Here is a 20,920-nt window from a genome sequence, read left to right on the forward strand (position 1 = left end):
GAACCTCCGACCAGGGTTGACCCCCATGGCAGCGAAGAAGTCCAAGGCCGCGAAGAAGTCCACTCCCGCCAGGAAGAAGCCGGCGGCCGCGAAGAAGAAGCCGGCGGCCGCGAAGAAGAAGCCGGCGGCCGCGAAGAAGAAGCCGGCCGCGAAGAAGAAGCCGGCCGCGAAGAAGAAGCCGGCCGCGAAGAAGAAGCCGGCCGCTCAAACGGAGATGGAGCGCCTGCTCGCGGCGGCTGACCGCCTCGAGGAGACCCTCCTCGACATGGACCCCGACGACTCGGAGCTCGACCTGACGCTCGAGGACCTCGAGCAGGTCCTCAGGGAAATCATCCGGCTCGATCCGAAGAACGTCGCGACGATGATCCGCCTCGGCGAGTTCTTCCTGGAGCGGGATGGGGCCGAGGACGTCGCGCTGGAGTCCTTCGAACAGGCCCTCGCGCTTCAGACTGGCAACAAGAAGCTCGCGAAGTTGATCGCGAAGGCCAGAGCGCAGCAAGAAGAGAACCAGGATTGATGACGTGTCGCTGGGCTGCCCTGGGAAACCAGGGCAGCTCCCTCCTCGGCACTGGGGCAGGCTCGCACCAACCGAGCGAGCGCACGCCGCTTCAGAACATGTCGCGGATGGTCGGCTGCGGGCCGGAGAACAGGGACACCGCCGCGCGCACCGTGGCGTCATCCGCCTCCAGCAGGCCCGCCATCCGCAGCGCCTCGGCGGACTGGTAGCCCGTGTAGAGCGGGGCCAGGCCGCTCACACCCAACCGCAGGCTCCCGTCCCCACCCTTCCGCACGCGCGCCGCGCCGTCCGAGACTTCCAGCACGAAGCGCCCTCGGTTCTCCGGGAAGAGGTCGTCCTCCACCTCCAGGTGCAGCGCCCCGGACAGCCCCGCCGGCCAGCCGCGCGCCTCCAGCGCCTTCGCCACGTCCAGCACCCGCACCATCCAGTGCATGTCCAGCTTCACCGTGTACGTCTGCTCGCGCACCATCATGAGCAACGGGTCATCCGTCCCGCCGTACCACACGGCCTCCGACACCAGGGAGCGGTGGTCGCCCAGGAAGCTCAGGATGCGCCGCGCCGCCGCGGGCGTGTTGGCCACGATGTCCGACAGGAACAGCTCCTGCTTCCACCCCGCGAGCGACTTGCGCACGACGAACAGATGCCCCTCCACACCGGACGCACCCTCCACGAGGTAGCCCGTCGCCGTCCCGTCGCGCGGGGCGTACACGCGGCTCCACACATAGGGGCCACGGGCCAGCCAGCCCTGCCGCGCCTGGGCGGAGCGCTGGTAGCCCGCGGCGATGGCCGCCTCGTCCTTGGCCTCGATGGGCCGCAAGGACAGGGTGCGCTCGCTCACGTTCAGCATGGGAACCTGGAGACGCACCTCGTACCGCGCGCCGGAGTGCTCGTAGCCCACGCGCCGGTAGAGCGGCTGCGTGGCGGGATAGAGCGTGGACAGCGGCGCCCCCGTCGCGCGGGCCTCGCGCAGCACGTTCTGCATCAGCCGGGTGGCGGTGCCCTGGCCGCGGTGCACCGGGGACACGCCCACTCCGCCGATGCCCACGATGGGCACGTTGCGCCCGCCGTACCACTGCCCCATGGGAATGAAGACGAGCGTCCCCGCGACACGGCCTCCCTCGCGTATCAGCCGCAGGCTCGACGCGCCCACTCGCTGCGTCCAGGTGGTCGCCGCCGCCGGCGCCATCGCATACGACTGCACCATGATGTCCGCGGCCGCCGCCAGCTCCTGCTCGTCTCGCGGAGACCCGTAGTCCCCAGGTGTCGTGTCCACGTTGCATCCCCTCCCGATGCGTTCCGTTGCGCTCTGGAGTGCGTAGCACGCTCAGGACGGCAGGGTCAGCCTGTCCAGCAGCAGCCCGAAGAAGTCACCCGCGCCTCGGAAGGCCCAGCCCAGGTGCGTGCCACAGGCGGCACAGTGCGCCACCTGCCAGGCGTATCCGGGGAACCACGTAGCCTCGGCCGTGGGCGGTCCGTCCACGGCGCAGCCCTCCGCCTGCGCGAAGCACCCGAAGTGGAAGACGATGCCGAACGGGTTGACGCGCGTGTGCTCGTGCCGGCTGTTGATGGGGATGCGGTGGCGCTCGCGTGTCACGGGATGGCCACAGCGCGCGCAGCACAGCGGTGCCTCGGGCTCGCGCGTCTCCAGGGCCTCCTCGGCCTTGGCCTCCGGTGCCCCGGGCTCTCCGGACGCCGGGCCCTTGAGCCACCAGGCGCCTGCGAGGTGCCGTGCCTCCCCGTGTCTGGCCGCCTGCATCATCCCTTCCGCTCCATGCTTCTCAGGTAGCCCCGATGCGCTGGGAACGGGAGGGGCCCCAGGCTCGGAGTCTCACAAAGCCAGGCGCTGCAGCTTCGCGTAGAAGGACGGCGCGAGCAGGTAGGCGAACGTCGCGTCGCCGAAGCCCAGCAGGTCGCCGTCCCGCACGTGCAGCTCGCCGCCCGGCGCCAGCTCCTTCGCATTGATGAAGGTGCCGTTGCTCGACTTGAGGTCCACCAGCGTGCAGCCCGCCGCGGGGCCGTGCCAGCACAGCTGCGCGTGGCGCTTGGAGACGGAAGGCTCGTTGACGACCAGGTCGCAGTCCGGCTGGCGGCCCACGGTGAGCACGTCCTGCCCGTCCACCGGCGGCAGCGTGGCCACGGTGAGCGCGTCGAAGTGCAGCCAGAGGGCCACCTGCTGGCGCTCCAGGCTGGGAATGTCTCGCGCCATCGTCGTGCGGGCCGCGCCCATCTTCAGCGCGAGCTGCGCCATCACCGGGCTGGGCGGCTTCTGCACCAGCACGAAGGGCCCCACCTGCCGGCAGAAGAACGGTTCAGTCAACCGCCTGCTCAGCGCTCGCAATTCCTGGACGGTCAGCATGGCCTGGTCCCCCACCCTCGTTTCGAGGCCGGCATCCTACCCGGCGTCCTGCTCCTCGTCGCGGGTGGACAGGATGTGGCGGTACGGCACCACGCGCACCAGCTCCGCGAGCGTCGTCTCGCGAGCGGACACCTTGTCCAGCGCGTCGTGCACCAGCGTGCGCAGTCCGTGCGCCCGCGCGTGGCGGCGCAGCTCCACGGTAGGCGCGCCCCGGGCGATGAGGTCCTGGAGGTCCGGGTCCACCAGCAACAGCTCGAAGATGCCCAGACGCCCCTTGTAGCCGGTGTGGTGGCACGCCTCGCAGCCGCGCCCCGCGTGCGGCAACACGCCCTTCAGCAGCCGGCCGAGGAGCGCCTCCTGCTCCGCGGTGGGCGGGACGGGCTCCACGCACTGCTCGCAGATGCGGCGCACCAGTCGCTGGGCCAGCACCGCCAGCAACGAGTCGCTGATGTCCACGTCGTCCAGCTTCAGCCCGCGCAGCCGCGCCACCGCGCCCACCGCGTCCGCGGTGTGCAGCGTGCCCAGCACCACGTGGCCGGTGGCCGCCGCGGTGAGGGCCATGCTGCCCGTCTCCAAATCACGGACCTCGCCCACCAGCATGACGTTGGGGTCCTGACGGAGCATGGCGCGCAGCAGCGTCGCGTGCGGCATCTGCTGCGTCACCTGCTTCTGGTTCACCTTGGGGACGTAGTACTCGATGGGGTCCTCGGCGGTGATGATCTTCCTGCGGCCGTCGTTGAGCCGGGCCAGCGCCGAGTACAGCGTCGTCGTCTTGCCGCTGCCCGTGGGCCCGGTGACGAGCACCAGTCCCTCCGGGTTGCACAGGAGCTGGAGGAAGAGCGTCTGCATGGCCGGGGCCATGCCCAGCTTCTCCACGGGGACCAGGCCCACGCTGGAGTCGAGGATGCGGATGACCACGTCCTCGCCCACGGGGCTGGGCACCACGCTGACGCGGTAGTCCACCAGCTTGCGCCCGTCAGCGCCCTCCAGGAGCGCGCGGAGGCGGCCGTCCTGCGGGCGGCGGCGCTCGGTGATGTCCAGCCCGGCGAGCAGCTTGATGCGGCTGACCACCTCCGGCAGAGAGCGCGGGTCGATGTCCGTGTACGACTGGTGGAGGATGCCGTCGATGCGATAGCGCAGGTCCACGTCGTCGAAGTAGCCCTCCACGTGGATGTCGGACGCCTTGAGCTCCACGGCGGTGGCGAGCACGTGCTCCACCAGCTCCACGGCGGACGGGTCCTCGGACAGCGGCACGCGGGCCTTGAGCGTGAGGTCCGCGGTGATGCGAGGCCCCGCGCCGAAGCCCACCTCCAGCGCGGACTCCACCTCGTAGTGGTTGAGGTGCACGGGCTGGAGCGGGCGCCGGAGGAAGTCGCCGATGAGCTCGAGGATGACGCGGTTGTCCGGCTGGACCATGCCCACCGTCACCGGCGTGGCGTGCGCGGCCGGGTCCACGCGGCCCAGCACCGCCACCTTGTTGCGCCGGCAGAAGGACTCCGGGAGCAGCCGGAGCGACGGCCGGTCCAACGTGAACTGGGAGAGCTCGGAGAAGGGAGGGACGTCCGCCATGTGCCTCCTGGATTATCAGCCCGGGCCGGGGGTGGGCTACGGGGGGCCGCGACTCACCGCTTCGCCGGCATCCCTTCCGGCCCCAGGTCCGGAGGCACCAACTGGAGCGTCACGCCGAGCCGTCGCGCGAGCCAGAGCCCCAGGTGCAGCGAGGCGCGCGGAGAGCCGGACGCGGTCTGCACACGCCGGTGCTCGTTGGCCGCACGAACCCAGAGGGTGAAGTCCACGGCTCCGTCGCTGTCCACGGTCCGCTCGACAGAGAGCTTCGGGAGTGCGTAGCGCGTGTGTCCGGTGTGGAAGAGGCCGTGAGTGATGCGGACGAGCGCGCCCTGCTGGACCCACCACTGCTCCCGCCCGTGCCTGCCACGCGAGGCCTTCACTCCCGCCAGCACCGCCAGCGTCCCCAGGCCCCAGGCGATGAGCGTGCCCGTCCGGTCGCCTCCATCGGCGAGCAGCCGCCACGCCAGAAGGACTGCGCCCACGCCCAGGTAGAGCGCGGCGGAGCCCCACCCCCACGTCGCCCGACTGCGAGCGCGGCGCGAGGGGCGAAGAACGGCAGCGCCCTCCGGGCCGCCTGCCAGCTCCCAGCCCGCGGGGGTGATGTTCGCGATGTCCCCCGGGTCCGCCGCGAGTCGGAACAGCTCTCTCAGCCGGTCCGCCAGCGCGCGGCGCTCCTCCACGGAGGCGTTCCGGACCAACTCCACCTGCTCGCCGCTGGTGAGGCTCGCCACCAGTGCGCCGCTCGGGCCCTCCGGCTCCAGGTCCACCAGCTCGTCGCGTCCCACCTGGCGCTCCGAGCGCCACGGCCCCAGCCTCCACCACCGCGTCAGGCCCTCGCGATTGAAGGCGAGTCGCTCCTCGCTGGAGACAATCCACAGGAACGCGCGCCAGGAGGACACTCCCGCCGCCGTCCACAGGAGCGCCCACGCGACGGTGACGAGCAGCGTCAGCACCGAGCTCAAGGGATGACCCCTGGCGACGCCCACCAGCGGGACGGGCAGCACCAGGTCGTGGACCATGACGCCCAGCGCGAACAGACCGAACAGCTCTGCCAGCGTCCAGCCGACGAGCCATACGCCCAGGAGCCCCGCCGAGACAGGGCGCCACCGCCCCGTGGGCCGGGCCCGGGCCGTCCATCCGTTCGCATCCTTCTCCAGCCTCATACCGCCTGCACTCCCGGCATGTTCGAGCCCCTGCTCGGAGGAATGCTACTCCGAGCATGGAGACAAGCCGCCCGGGCCGCTCCCGAAAGTGCGTCGCCTGCTATCCTTCGCGGCATGAAGCGCCCCTCCGAGCCCGACGCGCCGGCCATGCCGTCGCTGCTCGTCTTCGCCATCGCGGTGCTCGTCTTCGGCTCTCCGCTGCGCCGGCTGTGGCTGGCGGAGGGCGCGCCCGGCTACCTGCCCTTCCTCGTCTGGCTGGGCGTCATCGCCCTGGGAGGCTGGGTGGCCTGGCGGAGCGGCGACCATGACGCTTGAGCTGGGCCCGCTCGTCGCGGCGTCCGTCGCGTACCTGCTCGTCCTCTTCCTCGTGGCCTACGCGGCCGAGCGGGGCGTCATCCCCGCGCGCATCACCCAGCACCCGCTCGTCTACTCGCTGGCGCTGGGCGTGTACGCCACGTCGTGGTCCTACTTCGGCAGCGTGGGGTACGCGGCGCGGCACGGCTTCCGCTACCTGGGCATCTACCTGGGCGTCACGCTGGCGTGCCTGCTGAGCCCCGTGCTGTGGCGGCCGCTGCTGCGGCTGACGCGTGAGCTGCAGCTCACGTCGCTGGCGGACGTGCTGGCCTTCCGCTACCCGGGCCAGTCCACCGGCACGGCGGTGACGCTGTTCATGCTGGCCGGAAGCCTGCCGTACCTGGCGCTGCAGGTGCGCGCCGTCGTGGAGTCCGCGAAGGTGCTCAGCCCCTCCGCGTCGCCCACGCTGGTGGGCCTGGGCTTCTGCGCGGTGCTGACCGGATTCTCCGTCCTCTTCGGCGCGCGACACCTCACCCCGCGCGAGCGGCACGAGGGGCTGATGCTGGCCATCGCCTTCGAGTCCGCGGTGAAGGTGGTGGCGCTCATGGCAGTGGGCCTGTGGGCGGTGTCCTCCGTGTTCGGCGGCGTGGACGGGCTGATGGCGTGGCTGGACGCGCACCCGGAGGCGGTGGACGGGCTCCAGCGCCCGGCCCGGGACGCATCCTGGGCGCCGCTGCTGGTGCTGTCCTGCGCTGCGGCCTTCCTGACGCCGCGCAGCTACCACGTGGCCTTCACCGAGGCTCCAGAGAAGGACGGGTGGGCCACCGCCACCTGGGCGCTGCCCCTGCTGCTCCTGGTGATGAACCTGTTCGTGCCGGTGCTGCTGTGGAGCGGCGACGCGGTGGGGCTGCCCTGGCCCGCGGACTTCCACGTGCTGGGGGTGCCGGCGTCGCGCGGGGCCACGGGGCTCGCGCTGGTGGCCTTCCTGGGCGGCGTGTCCGCGGCGAGCGCCATGGTCATCGTCACCACACTCGCGCTGGCGCCCATGTGCCTCACGCACCTGGTGCTGCCCCTGGGCTACGCGCGCGGCCAGCCGCACCTGTATGGCTGGCTCTTGTGGGCGCGGCGGCTGCTCATCGCCATCATCATCCTGGCGGGCTACGGCTTCTACCGGCTGCTGGACACGCGCAGCACGGGGCTGGTGGACCTGGGGCTCGTGTCCTTCGTCGCGGTGGCGCAGTTCGCCCCGGGCGTGCTGGGGCTGCTCTTCTGGAAGCGCGGCACGCGGGCGGGGCTGCTCTCGGGGTTGAGCGTCGGCGCGGCCACGTGGGCGGTGACGCTGGTGGTGCCGCTGTGGGCCTCGCCCGGCGTGGTGGCGTGGACGCGGCGGGTGGCGGGGCTGCTCGGCTTCCCCTCGGACGAGCCGTGGGGGTTCTCCACCTTCGCGTCGCTGACGCTCAACGTGCTGGCCTTCGTGGCGGTGTCGCTGGCCACGCGGCAGTCGGCGCGGGAGGCGGAGGCAGCGCGGGCCTGCACGCGCGAGGCGCCCGCGCTGGCCTCGGGCGGCGTGGTGGCGGGCTCGCCGGAGGAGTTCCGCCGGAGCCTGGAGCCGCTGCTGGGCAAGGAAGCCGCGGCGGCGGAGGTGGACCGGGCGCTGGCCTCGCTGGGCCTGCCCCCTGACGAGCGGCGGCCCGCGGAGTTGCGCCGGCTGCGCGACGGCGTGGAGCGCAACCTGTCGGGGCTTCTCGGCCCGGTGCTGGCGCGACTGACGGTGGAGGAGGCGCTGCGGCTGGAGCCGGAGGCGCGCACCGCGCTGGCGGAGCAGCTGCGCTTCGTGGAGGAGCTGCTGCGGGACGCGCGAAGCATGCAGGGTGGACCCGTCCATGCGCTGGAGGCGGTGCGGCGCTACCTGCGGCGCATCCTCGAGGACCTGCCGCTGGGCGTGTGCGCGGTGGGGCCGGACGGCGAAGTGGTCATCTGGAACGCGGCGCTGGAGCAACTGGCGAGCGTGGAGGCGGGCGCGGTGCGGGGCCACCTGCTCGCGGCGCTGCCGGGGCCCTGGGGGCCGCTGCTGTCCGGCTTCGCGGCCGGCGCGGAGGAGGACACCGAGGCGCGTGTCACCGTGGCGGGAGGCGAGCGCGTGCTGCGCCTGCACCGCTCGCGGCTGTCGGCGGCGGAGGAGCGGGGCAGCGCGTCCGAGGGCATGGCGCTGCTGGTGGAGGACCTGACGGAGCGCAAGGCGGTGGACGCGCGGCTGGCGCACCAGGACCGGCTGGCTTCGCTGGGCCGGGTGGCGGCGGGTGTGGCGCACGAGATTGGCAACCCGCTGACGGCGATTGCCAGCCTCGCGCAGAACCTCAAGTACGAGTTGGACGACGCGGAGGCGGTGCGCGAGCGCGTGGGGCTCATTCTCCAGCAGTGCCGGCGCATCGACGCGATTGTCCGGGCGCTGGTGGGCTTCAGCCACGCTGGCACGGCGGGCGGCGAGGCGCGCCCCTTCACGCGAGTCTCGGTGGCGCCCCTGCTGACGGAGTCCGTGGAGCTGGCGAGGCTGGCACGCGGCACGCGGAAGGACCGGGGGCTGCGCTTCGAGCACCGCTGCCCGGAGGGGCTGGAGGTGCTGGGCGATGCGCAGCGGCTGGAGCAGGTGCTGGTGAATCTGCTGACCAACGCCATCGACGCCTCGCCCGACGGCGCGCTGGTGGAGCTGGTGGCGGAGGTTGACGGCGGGGGCGTCCACCTGCGGGTGCTGGACCGGGGCGCCGGCGTTCCGCGAGAGCTGACCCAGCGCATCTTCGAGCCCTTCTTCACGACGAAGCAGCCGGGCGAGGGCACGGGGCTGGGGCTGGCGCTGGTGGCGGGAATCGTGCGGGAGCATGGAGGGGCCATGCAGGTGGACAGCCGCCCCGGAGGAGGCACCAGCGTGACGGTGAGCCTGCCGGAGCCGCTGGGAGTCCAGACCGGACGGGGAGCCCTGGCATGAGTCGCATCCTGGTCATCGAGGACGAGCCCATCATCCGCACGGAGCTGCGCCGCCTGCTGGTGCGCGCGGGGCATGACGTGTCCGAGGCGGGCAGCGTGCAGGAGGCATCGGCCGACTACGCGCTGGACTCGTTCGACCTGGTGCTGTCGGACCTGCGGCTGCCGGGAGCGCCGGGGACGGAGGTGATTGCGCTGTGCCCGGGCGTGCCGGTGCTCATCATGACGAGCTACGCCACGGTGAAGTCCGCGGTGGACGCGATGAAGCTGGGCGCGGTGGACTACATCGCGAAGCCGTTCGACCACGACGAGTTGCTGATGCAGGTGGAGCGGGTGCTGCGCGAGGGGAAGCTGGCGCGGCAGAACGCGGCGCTGAAGCGCGAGGTGGAGCAGGCGCACCCGGTGAGCGGCATGGTGGGAAGCTGCGCGGCGATGCGCGAGGTCTTCGAGCGCGTGCGCAAGGTGGCGCCTTCCACCGCCACGGTGCTGGTGCTGGGCGAGTCCGGCACGGGCAAGGAATTGGTGGCCCGGGCGATTCACGCGCAGAGCCCGAGGACGGACGGGCCGCTGGTAGCGGTGAACTGCGCGGCGATTCCGGAGGGGCTGCTGGAGAGCGAGCTGTTCGGCCACGAGAAGGGCGCCTTCACGGGAGCGCAGGCGGCGCACGCGGGTCTGGTGGAGGCGGCACACGGGGGGACGCTCTTCCTGGACGAGATTGGCGAGCTGCCCGCGCCCGCGCAGGCGCGGCTCTTGCGGATGTTGCAGGACGGCGAGGTGCGCCGGGTGGGCTCGACGCGGCCGCGCCGGGTGGACGTGCGAATCGTGGCGGCGACGCACCGGGACCTGCCGCGCCGCGTGCAGGAGGGGACGTTCCGCCAGGACCTCTACTTCCGGCTGCGCGTGGTGGAGATACGGCTTCCACCGCTGCGGGAGCGCGGAGAGGACCTCCCCGCGCTGGCGAAGCACCTGCTGGAGAAGGCGTGCCGGCAGCTCGGGCGGCCCGTGGCGACGTTCTCAACGGAAGCGATGATGGCGATGACGTCGCATCCGTGGCCGGGCAACGTGCGCGAACTGGAGAACGCGATTGAGCGCGCGGTCATCCTCGCGGACGGGACGGTGGTGACGCCGGACCTGCTGGCGCTGGAGCTGCCGGGCGGCAGCGAGGCCGTGGCGCCGGACGTCGGCGAGAGCGGTGGTGAGGAAGCGGGCGACACGCCGGACTCGATGGAGGAGTACTTCCGCCGCTTCGTGCTGGAGCACCAGGAGCACATGGGCGAGACGGAACTGGCGAAGCGGCTGGGCATCAGCCGCAAGGCGCTGTGGGAGAAGCGCCAGAAGCTCGGCATTCCGCGCACCCGCGCTTAGGGGTCCCAGAATGCCTGGTACCGCGCCGGCCCCGATGGAACCTGGGCAAACCCGGGCGTCTTCACCTGCCGGCACATCCCAGGCCGGGTCATCTCGGTGGACCTGGCCACGAGCGACCCGTACACAAGGGGCGTCGACGGCGAAGCCCTCTCCGCGTTATCCCTGGCGCATGGTGAGCGCCGTACAGAAGTGGGGGCTGTCGTGTGTGCTGTTGGGGCTGATCTCTACGGGCTGTGGCTCGGCCACGGGTGGCGGCACCATCCGTCCCCCCGCCTCAGCGAAATGGGTCGGGCCTACGGTACCGGCTCCTGGCGGTGGCACCGTGCAGACGACCATCTACTACGGGCCGTGGCAGTGCAACGCCAGTGGGATGAGTCGCTGTGCGAGGCGCTGTGCGTCGGAAGCGCGCGTGCTGATGGGGTGCATCTGGTTGGCCGACGTCAAGGGAGACTGGCAGGGCCGCTTCGCGTTCCTCCCAGCAGAGGCCGGAGGCCGCCTTGCGCTGACTCACTGCTGTTGCGACTACCCCACGGTCAGCGACCTGAAGAGTCGGCGTGACACGTGGGACAACGCGCGCGAGGGCTTCCGCGACGCGTGGGCCGAAGAGTTCGGAGCCTGGCCGCAAAGCGGCGGGGATTTCTGGCCGGGACACCACATCTACGATTTATGGCACGGAGGCCACCCAACAGCGGTCGGGAACGTGCTGCCAATCCCTTCCGGCGTGCACTACGTCATCAACAAGGCGTATCCCATGTGCTACGCGGGCGATGCGCGGTGGAAAACCGTCGGGCCTGATAGGCCGTACTCGGACTAGCCATGGCGATGGAACAGCTGTTGGTTGAAATCTCGCGGGCTCACTTCCCGAACGCACCCGCAACGCTCGCTCAGGTCGCGGCATTCGAGGCTCAGGTGGGTTGGAAGCTCGACCCCGACTTGCGCGCCTTCTACCTGCACTGCGATGGAGCCACGCTGTTCCGGCCCCGACCGCACGCGAAGTATCGCATCCTACCGCTCGCGGAAATCCAGCGTGCACGGGTTGTCATGCGAGGGGAGGACGACGACTCAATGGGTGCGGCGTCCTGGTACACGCTCCTGTACCTCCAGGACTCCGACTACGTCCTCGTGGATGTGGCACGACAGGTTGCTGGCCGCTACCCACTGCTGGACGCCTACCATGAGACATACCCGCTGGAGGTCCGGCAGCTCGCCGCGTCGTTCAGTGAGTTCCTGGAGCGGGCACTCAGCAGCAGCAATCGGCTGTTCTGGCTCAGTGAATAGGTGACTTCCTTCCAGGACCCGCTCCATCGGGCACGTCCACAGCCCCAAAGTCCCGCCCAAGTGTCCATCACCCAAGACTGCCAGCCCGCATAGACCGGAATCAAAGACAGCCCGTTAGCATGGCCTCCACCAACCGGGGGGAAGTCATGGCGCAGAATCCACCTGTCGCAAACACAATCGCCGTCGGTGAGCCCAAGCCAGGAAGCACCGCGGTCATTCCCATTCCACACCTGGAGAACAGCCGCCTCGTCTTCCTCACGGGCGCGCTCCCGCTGATAGTCCTCGCCACCTCGTGGTTCGTGGCGCCTGGCTGGAGCTACGTCGCGACCACCGGCGCGCTGGCGCTGTTCCTCCTCGTGCTGGGACAGGCGATTTCAGGCACTCCCTTCGGCGTGCTCGTCAACGAGCGCAACATGATGAGCCTGTCGCGCGTGCAGGCCGTCGTGTGGACGGTGATTGTCGTCGGCGGCTACCTCACCATGGCCATCTCCCGCGTGAAGGCGGGCACGCCCGACGCGGTGGCCATCGGCATTCCCCAGGAGCTCTGGCTGGCGATGGGCATCTCCACCACGTCCCTGCTGGGCACGCCGCTCATCCTCAACGCCAAGCGCACCCGGAAGCCGGACGACAAGATGATGCAGAACACGTCGGTCCAGCTCGCCGAGGACATGAAGGACATCGAGCAGAACAGCCAGGGCACGCTCTACGCCAACACGAGCATTCAAGACGCCCGCGTCTCCGACATGTTCCAGGGTGACGAGGTCGGCAACACCGCCCACATCGACCTCGCCAAGGTGCAGATGTTCTACTTCACGCTCATCGCCGCGGTGAGCTACTTCATGGACGTCGCCTCGGCCGTCATGGCGGGCAACACGGGCGGCCTGCCGCCGCTCTCGCAGGGCTTCGTCGCGCTCCTCGCCATCAGCCACGGCGGCTACCTGCTGGGCAAGGCGAACGACCACTCCAACTCGAAGCCCACCGCCTGAACCCCGTGAAGGTGCCGCGTCACTGGCGCGGCACCTTCTCGTCATCGAAGCTGTCGCGCAGCGCCGCGTCGAAGCCGTCGCCATACACGTAGATGTCGACGCCGTCGCACTGGAAGCGGGTGCGCGGCTCGCCGAACCTGCTCGTGAAGGACGCCGGGTCCAGCCGCTGCATGATGATGAACGTGTAGTCCGAGCGCTCGCCGCGCCGGTCCAGGTACCAGTGGATGTTGTTGATCCACGGGTGCTTGCGTCCCTCATCCATCACCTGGTTCACCCACAGCCCGGTGCGTGAGAAGAGCGAGACGAACTTCGCGTTCCAGTAATCCCCCACGCCCCACCCCAGCCCGTGGCGCTCGCGGTTCTCATCCAGGCACGCGACGAGGCTCGGGTAGAACCCGGAGACGAGCGGCCCCTCGGTGCGCCACGGCTTGCGAGCAAACGCCACCCCCCAGGACACCGCGACCACCGCCAGGGCCCCCGCGCCGAGCGCCCGCTGCCACGTCTCGCGCGGCACGAGCCCGGCCGCGCAGGCCAGGCCGAGGAACGGGAACAGGATGGGCAGCAGGAGGTAGCGGATGCCCATCAGGTCTCCGAAGAGGCCCGTCAGCACCACCGCGCCCACGCTCGTCCCCAGCGCCAGCACCCCGAAGAGGCAGACGGCGTACAGCCCCCACCTCGGAGACCCGGGCACCGTCCACTGGCGGCGTCGCGCCACCAGCACCACCACCGCGGCCAGCGTCACGCCCACCCACAGCGCCGTCAGTCCCGGAGACTGCCGCGCCTGCTCCACCATTGCCGCCTGGAGCTGCCCGAGGCTCTCCAGCGCCACGTCGGCCTTCAGCCGCGTGTACCCGGAGCCCGAGCGCTTGCTCGTCAGCCACCGGGCCGCGCGGAAGCCCAGCAGCGTGGCCACTGCCATGGTGCCGAGGGGGATTCCCAGCCGCCGCCAGGGAACCGGGCGCACTGCCACCGCGAGCAGCACGAGGCACAGCCCCGCGGGCACGGTGAAGGCGACGACGAAGAGGCCGTCGGAGGCGCTCGCCAGGAAGCACATCGCGCCCAGCAGCCACGGGGCGAAGCGCGCCCCCCCACGGAAGGTCCGCAGCGCCAGCGCCAGCCCCACCAGCGACATCAACACCACGCTGAAGTGGATGGCATTGAGCACCGAGAACTGCATCGCGAAGAAGGTACCGGTGCCGTACGCCACCAGCAGCGCGGCCACCCCGCAGACGGCCACCACCTGCCCCAGCGCCGCCGCGCCGGGCGGCGCCACCGTGCGCACGAGGAACTGCGTGGCCAGCACCAGCAGCACCACCTGCGCCGCCGCGTACAGGAGGGTGGCGTACACGAAGGAGCCGGACAGCGCATGGAGCGCGAAGTACAGGGGCATGTCCGGGAAGAAGTACGGCGCCGGCGTCAGCCGCCACCCGGACCACCGGCCGCCCAGCTCGAAGAGGTCCCGGTACAGGGCCGCCAGATAGAGCTCGTCCGAGTTGAAGAGGTCCATGGGGTCCAGCGTCCCGTCGCTGAAGCGGAAGAAGACGTGCGCCAGCGCCACGCCCAGCAGCAGCCACGCGCCCGCATGGAGCCACCGGAACGAGGGGCCGCTCGGCGAGCTGACAGGCGGGAGGGGTGGGGACACGGGAGGCGGGCTCATGGAGAACCGCTGTCTATCCCCACCCGGGCGGTGCCCGGAAGCAGAAGCCACGGAAGGCACAACACGCCTCTGGTCAACGGGCGCCCGGTGGGCTTAGTCCAGAGGTGTGAGCCCGCCGTCTCCCCCAGCCGTCTCCGCCCCCACCGCCGGCCCGGGCCTGAAGGCCTGCCTCGCCGTGCTCGCGGTGTCGGCGGCGCTGCGGCTGGTGCTGGCGCTGGGCACGGACGTCTACTTCGACACCGCGTACTACTGGCAGTGGGCCCGGTACCTGGCGTGGGGCTACTACGACCATCCGCCCATGGCGGCGTGGCTCATCGCGGTGCTCGGCATCCATGCCACGGCGCTGGTGTGTGGCGCGGGCACGGTGGCCGCGGTGTGGGGCCTCGCGCGGGACGTGTACGGCAACCGCGAGGCGGCCTGGCGCGCGGCGGCGCTGTGGAGCGTGGTGCCCGCGGGCATGGTGGCCGGCGTGTGGGCCACGCCCGACTCGCCGCTGCTCCTCTTCTGGACGCTGGGGCTGTGGGCCCTCTGGAAGGAGCGCTGGGGGTGGGCGGGGCTGGCCTGCGGCCTGGCGCTGCTGTCCAAGTACCCGGCGGTGCTGCTGGGCCTGGCCTTCCTGCTCGCGGCGGCGCGCGCACGGAGGCTGCCGTGGGGCGCCTGGGGCACGGGCGCGCTGGCGCTGCTGTGCTTCGTCCCGGTGGTGCTGTGGAACGCGCGGCACGAGTGGGTGGGGTTCCTCTTCCAGCTCCACCACGGCTTCGAGGGGCGCGGCGGGTGGAACACCTTCGGCCAGTTCCTCGCGGGGCAGCTCGCGCTCGGCGGCCCGGTGCTGTTTCCCCTCGCGCTGGTGTACGCGGTGCGCGGCCCGCGCGAGCAGTTCCTGCTGCGCATGGCGGCGGTGGTGCCGCTGCTCTTCTTCGGCTACGCGTCGGCGCGCGCGCGGGGCGAGGCCAACTGGCCCGCGGCGGCCTACGTGGCCGCGTGCGTGGGCGTGGCCGGCATGCGCCCGGCGTGGCAGCGGGCCGTCGCGGCCTCGGGGCTGGCGGTGGTGCTGGCGGTGGGCTCGCACGCGCTCTTCCCCATGGTGCGCACCGAGCGGCGGGACACGGTGCTGTGGCGCACCCACGGCTGGAGCGTGCTGCGCGAGCTGGCGACGCCCCAGAAGCTGTTCCCCGGGATGGACGCACGCAACATGGCCGCCATCTACGCGCCCAACTACCAGCTCGCCTCCCACGTCGCGAGCTACACGGGCGCGGTGACGGACACCGGCGCCCCCGCGCGCTTCAGCCAGTATGACTTGTGGCCGGACCCGACCCTTGCGCCAGGGCAGGACGTGCTGTGGGTCGGCGAGGACGGCCCACCCCCACCGGACGACCTCGTCGCGCGCTTCACCTCGGTGGAGGGGCCGGTGGAGCTGGCCGGGGACTTCCGCGAGCGCAGGCTGCACACCTTCCTCGTGTGGCGGCTGCGCGCGTTGAAGCCCGCGGCGCCGTGAGCCCGCACGACCCGTTACGACGCATTGCATGAATCGTTACCGCGGTAACGCGCACGTCACCTTCCGTAACATCCTGACGCACCGGGCCAACCTGTAAGGTCCTGAATCTCCGAGCAAGGCCCGTTGGCAGAGGCGTTGCTCAGGGCGGTGGGCATGCGCCCTGCCCCCATTCGCCTGCTGTCGCTCCTGGCCCTCGTGGCCCTGCTGCCCGCCGGCCCCGCGGTCGCAGCCAAGATTCCCATTGGCGACGAAGCCGTCCTCAACGTCAGCCTCCTGCTCCAGCCGCAGCTGCAGCTCATCAAGGACGGCGCGCCCGTAGGAGACGTGGGCACCGACCTCTTCCTGCGGCGCGCCCGCATCCTCGTCTTCGGCAACGTCACCAAGCACCTGTCCTTCTTCGCCGAGACGGACCAGCCCAACTTCGGCAAGGACGGCAACTTCGACGTCGCCTTCTACATCCAGGACGCGTTCATCTCGTACGAGTTCGCGGACAAAATCTTCGTGGACGCGGGCTTCCTCATCGCCCCGCTCTCGCGCCACAACCTCCAGGGCGCCATCGCCCTCAACACGGTGGACTACCACTCCAACCTCATCCGCTTCACACCGGGCGTCGGCAAGGTCTGGCGGGACGTGGGCATCCAGCTCCGCGGCTTCGCGGGGCCGCTCGGCTTCCGCGCCGCCATCCTCAACGGCGCCGAGGGCGTGCGGAAGCCCGACGGCACCGTCGTCAACCCGGACGACATCCCGCGCGGCGTCGCGTCCGTCCGGTGGAACTTCCTCACCCGCGAGGAGGACCTCTTCTTCCAGGGCATCTACTTCGACGACAAGCCGCGCCTCTCGGTGGGCGCCGGCGTCGACTACCAGCCCTCCGCCGTCGCCACCGCGTCGGGCGTCCACGACTCGTTCGCCGCGTCCACGGACATCTTCCTCGACATCCCCCTCGCCGGGGACCAGGCCGTCATCTTCAACACGGGCGTCTACAACTACCGCCAGGGCTTCGACTCGCCCCAGAGCGGCACCGGCTTCTTCTCCGAGGTCGGCTGGCGCTTCGGCCAGCTCGAGCCCGTGCTCTCCGCCGAGTACTTCAACTCGCGCGTGCAGAACCAGGACCTGTTCGTCCTGAGGCCGGGCTTCAACCTCTGGTTCCAGAAGCACACCCTCAACCTCAAGTCGGAGGTCGCCATCTCCAAGGTGGGCGACATCTCCGAGGCCGACACCGGCATCACCGGCACGGCCCAACTCCAGCTCTTCTACTGACAAGGATGACGCCGCATGGCCCCGACCCAAGATGACCTCATCCCCCCGAAGGAGCAGTTCAGCCGCACCTCGCACGTGAAGAGCCTGGAGGACTACCAGCGCCTCTACAAGAAGAGCCTGGAAGAGCCCGAGGCCTTCTGGGGCGAGATGGCCCAGCAGCTCACCTGGTTCCACAAGCCGGACACCGTGCTCGACGTGGACGCGGAGCAGGTGGACTTCTCGTGGTTCGGCGGCGGCAAGCTCAACGTCGCCTTCAACTGCGTGGACCGCCACGCCAAGGCGCGCCCCGGCAAGCCCGCCATCATCTGGGCGAAGAACGAGCCCGGCGAGTACCAGGTCATCACCTTCCGAGACTTGCAGCACCACGTGGGCCGCGTGGCCAACGTGCTCAAGGCCCACGGCGTGCGCAAGGGCGACCGCGTCTGCATCTACCTGCCCATGGTGCCGGAGTTGGCGTACACCATGCTCGCCTGTGCCCGCATCGGCGCGGTGCACTCGGTGGTGTTCGCCGGCTTCTCGTCGGAGTCGCTGCGCGAGCGCATCCTCGACTCGGGCGCGAAGGTGCTCGTCACCGCCAACGAGGGCCCGCGCGGCCCCAAGTTCGTGCCCACCAAGGCCATCGCCGACGAGGCGGTGGAGGGCCTCACCCAGGTGGAGTCCATCCTCGTCGTGCGCCGCACCGCCAAGGAGGTGCCCATGCGCTCGGGCCGCGACGCCTGGCTGGACGTGGAGATGTCCAGGCACCGCGGCACCTGTCCCGCCGAGTGGATGGACGCCGAGGACCCGCTCTTCATCCTCTACACCTCCGGCTCCACCGGGAAGCCGAAGGGTGTGCTGCACACCACCGGCGGCTACCTCACCTACGCGGCCACCACGTTCCGCTACGTCTTCGACATCCAGCCGGACGACGTGCACTTCTGCGCCGCGGACCTGGGCTGGGTGACGGGCCACAGCTACATCCTCTACGGGCCGCTGGCGACGGGCACCACCACCGTCATGTTCGAGTCCACGCCCACGTACCCCAACGCGAGCCGGCTCTGGCAGGTGGTGGACGACCTCAAGGCCACCATCCTCTACACCGCGCCCACCGCGCTGCGCGCCCTCATCAAGGAGGGCGACGGCTTCGTGAAGAAGTCCTCGCGCAAGACGCTGCGCCTGCTCGGCTCGGTGGGCGAGCCCATCAACCCCGAGGTGTGGCGCTGGTACCACGACGTGGTGGGCGAGGGCCGCTGCCCCGTGGTGGACACCTGGTGGCAGACGGAGACGGGCGGCATCCTCATCGCCCCGCTGCCGGGTGCCACCCCGTGCAAGCCCGGCTCGGCCACCCTGCCCTTCTTCGGCGTGGAGCCGGTGCTGGTGGACGACGAGGGCCGCGTGATTGAAGGCAACGGCGTCAGCGGCAACCTGTGCCTGGCGCGCTCGTGGCCCGGGCAGGCGCGCACGCTGTACGGCCACCACCAGCGCTTCGTGGAGACGTACTACTCGCGCTTCCCCACGCTGTACTTCACGGGTGACGGCTGCCGGCGCGACGAGGACGGCTACTACTGGATTACGGGCCGCGTGGACGACGTGCTCAACGTGTCCGGCCACCGCCTGGGCACCGCCGAAGTGGAGAGCGCGCTGGTGGCCCACGAGTCCGTCGCCGAGGCCGCCGTGGTGGGCTTCCCGCATGACCTCAAGGGCACCGGCGTGTGCGCCTTCGTCACCATGAAGCCGGACTGGGCGGAGGCGTCGCCGGAGCAGATGGTGGGCGCGCTGAAGGAGCAGGTGCGCCACGTCATCGGCCCCATCGCCACGCCGGACCGTGTGGTGCTGGTCAATGGCCTGCCCAAGACGCGCTCCGGGAAGATTCTGCGGCGCATGCTGCGCAAGATTGCGTCCGGAGAGACGGACAACCTGGGCGACGCCAGCACCCTGGCGGACCCGGCCGTGCTCGATGAGCTGCTCACCAAGGGCGTCCCCCCGCAGGCCAAGCGATGAGTGGAGGAACTTCGATGCAGACGAATTCCCGAGAGGAAGCCCTGGAAGCGCTGGCCGCGTCACGCTGGCGCGTGGCGGCGGCGCTCACCGTGGCGATGCTGGTGGCCTACCTGGGCTTCATCCTGCTGGTGGCCTTCAACAAGCCGCTGATGGGGCAGCAAATCATCCCCGGCCTGTCCATCGGCATCGTGCTGGGGGTGCTCGTCATCCTCGCCGCGTGGCTCTTGACGGGCATCTACATCGTCTGGGCGAACGGGAAGTACGACCGGGCCCTCCACCAGTACCGGGGCAGGAAGTGAGGACGGCATGAATCCGACCACGACGGGCACGCAGCTGGGCCAGCCCAACACCACGGCCATCGTCTTCTTCCTCCTCTTCGTCGGCATCACCCTGGCGATTACCTACTGGGCGGCGCGCAAGACGAAGACGACGTCCGAGTTCTTCGCCGCGGGCGGCGGCGTCAGCGCCGTGCAGAACGGCTTCGCGCTGGCCGGCGACTTCATGAGCGCCGCCAGCTTCCTCGGCATCGCGGGGCTCGTGGCCATGTCTGGCTTCGACGGGCTCATCTACTCGGTGGGCTGGCTGGTGGGCTGGCCGGTGGTGACGTTCCTCATCGCCGAGCCCCTGCGCAACCTGGGCAAGTACACCTTCGCGGACGTGGTGGCGTACCGGCTGAAGCAGACGCCGGTGCGCCTGTCCGCGGCGCTGGGCACGCTCGCGGTGGTGAGCTTCTATCTGATTGCGCAGATGGTGGGCGCCGGCAACCTCATCCACCTGCTCTTCGGCCTCTCGTACGAGATGGCCGTCATCATCGTGGGCGCGGTGATGATTCTGTACGTGCTCTTCGGCGGGATGATTGCCACCACGTGGGTGCAGATCGTCAAGGCGGTGTTGCTGCTAGCGGGTGCGACGGCGCTGGCCGTGGCGGTGCTCTACAAGTTCGGCTTCAACCCGGTGAACCTCTTCAACGAGGCGGCCACGCAGTACGGCGCGGAGACGCTGGCACCCGGCAAGCTGGTGGCGAGCCCCCTGGAGGCCATCTCCCTGGGCCTGGCGCTGATGTTCGGCACCGCGGGCCTGCCGCACATCCTGATGCGCTTCTACACGGTGCCGGACGCGAAGGCGGCGCGCAGCAGCGTGTTCTACGCCACGGGGCTCATCGGCTACTTCTACCTCGTGACGTTCATCCTCGGCTTCGGCGCGTCGGTGCTGGTGGGCCGCACGGCGATTACCGGGGTGGACAAGGGCGGCAACATGGCGGCGCCCATGTTGGCGGAGGTGGTGGGCGGCACGGGCTTCCTGGGCTTCATCTCCGCGGTGGCCTTCGCCACGATTCTCGCGGTGGTGGCGGGCCTGACGTTGTCGGGCGCGGCGGCGCTGTCGCACGACTTGTGGTCCACCGTGGTGCGCAAGGGCAAGGCGCCCGAGCACGAGCAACTCAAGGTGGCGCGGCTCGCCAGCCTCCTCCTGGGAGTGCTCGCGGTGGTGCTCGGGGTCATCTTCAAGGGGCAGAACGTGGCCTTCATGGTGGGGCTGGCCTTCGCCATCGCCGCGAGCGGCAACTTCCCCGCGCTGCTCCTGTCCATGTCGTGGAAGAAGTTCACCACGAATGGCGCGGTGGCCAGCATGCTGGTGGGTACGTTCAGCGCGGTGGTGCTCATCTTCCTGTCGCCCACGGTGCAGGTGGACCTGCTGAAGAACACAGAGGCGTTCTTTCCGCTGAAGAACCCGGGCGTCATCACCATCCCCCTGTCCTTCGTGGTGGGCGTGGTGGTGTCGCTGCTCTTCCCGGAGCGCGAGGCCTCCGAGCGCTTCGACGAGGTGAGGCATCGGATGCACGTGGGCGCGCCCACGGAGGGCCTGCCCGCTCCGGAGGTGCCGGCTTCCACGGCCGTCGCCACGCCGCCGGCGGTGGTGCACCCGAGCAAGGCCTGACTCCGCTTCGCCCTCTCACTCCTCCTCGATGGGAGGGCAGGGACGGGGCCCGGGTCTCCAAGGGGCCCGGGTCCCGCGCCCGTCTTCGA

General features: G+C 70.5%; 18 protein-coding genes. 12 read left to right on the forward strand and 6 right to left on the reverse strand.

The window, feature by feature from the left end:
- Nucleotides 1-25: 25 nt before the first annotated feature.
- Nucleotides 26-517 carry a hypothetical protein gene (locus G4D86_RS52155; RefSeq protein WP_205519637.1) on the forward strand — a complete coding sequence of 164 codons (492 nt, stop codon included), beginning with the start codon at nt 26-28 and terminating at the stop codon, nt 515-517.
- 91 nt (nt 518-608) lie between these two features.
- On the opposite strand, the gene G4D86_RS19510 is transcribed toward G4D86_RS52155, so the two are convergent.
- From G4D86_RS19510 to G4D86_RS19530, 5 genes are all read right to left on the reverse strand, one after another.
- Nucleotides 609-1,790, reverse strand: a complete 1,182-nt coding sequence (locus tag G4D86_RS19510; RefSeq protein ID WP_163995479.1) for a GNAT family N-acetyltransferase — start codon at nt 1,788-1,790, stop codon at nt 609-611.
- Nucleotides 1,791-1,841: 51 nt separating this feature from the next.
- Nucleotides 1,842-2,276, reverse strand: a complete 435-nt coding sequence (locus G4D86_RS19515; RefSeq protein WP_163995480.1) for a cereblon family protein — start codon at nt 2,274-2,276, stop codon at nt 1,842-1,844.
- 69 nt (nt 2,277-2,345) lie between these two features.
- Nucleotides 2,346-2,873 carry an FHA domain-containing protein gene (locus tag G4D86_RS19520; RefSeq protein WP_163995481.1) on the reverse strand — a complete coding sequence of 176 codons (528 nt, stop codon included), beginning with the start codon at nt 2,871-2,873 and terminating at the stop codon, nt 2,346-2,348.
- Between the two features lie 36 nt (nt 2,874-2,909).
- Nucleotides 2,910-4,442, reverse strand: coding sequence for a GspE/PulE family protein (locus G4D86_RS19525; protein ID WP_163995482.1), 1,533 nt, complete (start codon nt 4,440-4,442; stop codon nt 2,910-2,912).
- A 53-nt stretch (nt 4,443-4,495) separates the two neighbouring features.
- Nucleotides 4,496-5,605: a hypothetical protein gene (locus G4D86_RS19530; RefSeq protein WP_163995483.1), complete on the reverse strand. Its 1,110-nt coding sequence runs from the start codon at nt 5,603-5,605 to the stop codon at nt 4,496-4,498.
- Between the two features lie 114 nt (nt 5,606-5,719).
- On the opposite strand from G4D86_RS19530, the gene G4D86_RS19535 reads away from it, so the two are divergent.
- The 6 genes from G4D86_RS19535 (at nt 5,720) to G4D86_RS19560 (ending at nt 12,507) form a co-directional block, all read left to right on the forward strand.
- Complete coding sequence (locus tag G4D86_RS19535) at nt 5,720-5,920, forward strand: hypothetical protein (protein WP_163995484.1); 201 nt, start codon at nt 5,720-5,722, stop codon at nt 5,918-5,920.
- Nucleotides 5,910-8,882, forward strand: coding sequence for an ATP-binding protein (locus tag G4D86_RS19540; protein WP_163995485.1), 2,973 nt, complete (start codon nt 5,910-5,912; stop codon nt 8,880-8,882). The genes G4D86_RS19535 and G4D86_RS19540 overlap by 11 nt, the downstream gene beginning before the upstream one ends.
- The gene (locus G4D86_RS19545; RefSeq protein WP_163995486.1) at nt 8,879-10,243 is read left to right on the forward strand and encodes a sigma-54-dependent transcriptional regulator; all 1,365 of its coding nucleotides are present in this window, start codon (nt 8,879-8,881) and stop codon (nt 10,241-10,243) included. Before G4D86_RS19540 ends, G4D86_RS19545 begins: the two co-directional genes overlap by 4 nt.
- 322 nt (nt 10,244-10,565) lie before the next feature.
- Nucleotides 10,566-11,057, forward strand: coding sequence for a hypothetical protein (locus tag G4D86_RS19550; protein ID WP_240360346.1), 492 nt, complete (start codon nt 10,566-10,568; stop codon nt 11,055-11,057).
- A gap of 2 nt (nt 11,058-11,059) precedes the next feature.
- The gene (locus tag G4D86_RS19555) at nt 11,060-11,521 is read left to right on the forward strand and encodes an SMI1/KNR4 family protein (protein ID WP_205519638.1); all 462 of its coding nucleotides are present in this window, start codon (nt 11,060-11,062) and stop codon (nt 11,519-11,521) included.
- Nucleotides 11,522-11,667: 146 nt separating this feature from the next.
- Nucleotides 11,668-12,507, forward strand: a complete 840-nt coding sequence (locus G4D86_RS19560) for a hypothetical protein (protein ID WP_205519639.1) — start codon at nt 11,668-11,670, stop codon at nt 12,505-12,507.
- Nucleotides 12,508-12,526: 19 nt separating this feature from the next.
- Here G4D86_RS19560 and G4D86_RS53820 read toward each other — a convergent pair whose 3' ends face one another.
- Nucleotides 12,527-14,149, reverse strand: a complete 1,623-nt coding sequence (locus G4D86_RS53820; RefSeq protein ID WP_163995489.1) for a hypothetical protein — start codon at nt 14,147-14,149, stop codon at nt 12,527-12,529.
- 121 nt (nt 14,150-14,270) lie between these two features.
- On the opposite strand from G4D86_RS53820, the gene G4D86_RS19570 reads away from it, so the two are divergent.
- The 5 genes from G4D86_RS19570 (at nt 14,271) to G4D86_RS19590 (ending at nt 20,831) form a co-directional block, all read left to right on the forward strand.
- Nucleotides 14,271-15,659, forward strand: coding sequence for an ArnT family glycosyltransferase (locus tag G4D86_RS19570; RefSeq protein ID WP_240360347.1), 1,389 nt, complete (start codon nt 14,271-14,273; stop codon nt 15,657-15,659).
- A 153-nt stretch (nt 15,660-15,812) separates the two neighbouring features.
- Nucleotides 15,813-16,916 carry a porin family protein gene (locus G4D86_RS19575; protein WP_163995490.1) on the forward strand — a complete coding sequence of 368 codons (1,104 nt, stop codon included), beginning with the start codon at nt 15,813-15,815 and terminating at the stop codon, nt 16,914-16,916.
- A gap of 15 nt (nt 16,917-16,931) precedes the next feature.
- Nucleotides 16,932-18,896 (forward strand): acetate--CoA ligase, encoded by a 1,965-nt coding sequence (acs, locus tag G4D86_RS19580; RefSeq protein ID WP_163995491.1) that lies wholly within the window; start codon nt 16,932-16,934, stop codon nt 18,894-18,896.
- Between the two features lie 14 nt (nt 18,897-18,910).
- A complete protein-coding gene (locus tag G4D86_RS19585) occupies nt 18,911-19,195 on the forward strand; it encodes a DUF485 domain-containing protein (RefSeq protein ID WP_163995492.1) in 285 nt (94 codons plus the stop codon).
- A 7-nt stretch (nt 19,196-19,202) separates the two neighbouring features.
- Entirely contained in the window at nt 19,203-20,831 is a 1,629-nt protein-coding gene (locus G4D86_RS19590; RefSeq protein WP_240360348.1) for a solute symporter family protein, read from the forward strand.
- The last annotated feature ends 89 nt before the right edge of the window (nt 20,832-20,920 follow it).

Origin of the sequence: Pyxidicoccus caerfyrddinensis, from assembly GCF_010894405.1 — a bacterium.
In the GTDB taxonomy this organism is placed as follows: domain Bacteria; phylum Myxococcota; class Myxococcia; order Myxococcales; family Myxococcaceae; genus Myxococcus; species Myxococcus caerfyrddinensis.

Bases quoted from the DNA above. Each gene is read 5' to 3' on its own strand.
- G4D86_RS19555 (WP_205519638.1), top strand. From the start codon at position 11,060: ATGGCGATGGAACAGCTGTTGGTTGAAATCTCGCGGGCTCACTTCCCG.
- G4D86_RS19590 (WP_240360348.1), top strand. From the start codon at position 19,203: ATGAATCCGACCACGACGGGCACGCAGCTGGGCCAGCCCAACACCACG.
- G4D86_RS19585 (WP_163995492.1), top strand. From the start codon at position 18,911: ATGCAGACGAATTCCCGAGAGGAAGCCCTGGAAGCGCTGGCCGCGTCA.
- acs (WP_163995491.1), top strand. From the start codon at position 16,932: ATGGCCCCGACCCAAGATGACCTCATCCCCCCGAAGGAGCAGTTCAGC.
- G4D86_RS19575 (WP_163995490.1), top strand. From the start codon at position 15,813: ATGCGCCCTGCCCCCATTCGCCTGCTGTCGCTCCTGGCCCTCGTGGCC.
- G4D86_RS19535 (WP_163995484.1), top strand. From the start codon at position 5,720: ATGAAGCGCCCCTCCGAGCCCGACGCGCCGGCCATGCCGTCGCTGCTC.
- G4D86_RS19560 (WP_205519639.1), top strand. From the start codon at position 11,668: ATGGCGCAGAATCCACCTGTCGCAAACACAATCGCCGTCGGTGAGCCC.
- G4D86_RS19545 (WP_163995486.1), top strand. From the start codon at position 8,879: ATGAGTCGCATCCTGGTCATCGAGGACGAGCCCATCATCCGCACGGAG.
- G4D86_RS19520 (WP_163995481.1), bottom strand. From the start codon at position 2,873: ATGCTGACCGTCCAGGAATTGCGAGCGCTGAGCAGGCGGTTGACTGAA.
- G4D86_RS19525 (WP_163995482.1), bottom strand. From the start codon at position 4,442: ATGGCGGACGTCCCTCCCTTCTCCGAGCTCTCCCAGTTCACGTTGGAC.
- G4D86_RS19515 (WP_163995480.1), bottom strand. From the start codon at position 2,276: ATGATGCAGGCGGCCAGACACGGGGAGGCACGGCACCTCGCAGGCGCC.
- G4D86_RS19530 (WP_163995483.1), bottom strand. From the start codon at position 5,605: ATGAGGCTGGAGAAGGATGCGAACGGATGGACGGCCCGGGCCCGGCCC.
- G4D86_RS52155 (WP_205519637.1), top strand. From the start codon at position 26: ATGGCAGCGAAGAAGTCCAAGGCCGCGAAGAAGTCCACTCCCGCCAGG.
- G4D86_RS19540 (WP_163995485.1), top strand. From the start codon at position 5,910: ATGACGCTTGAGCTGGGCCCGCTCGTCGCGGCGTCCGTCGCGTACCTG.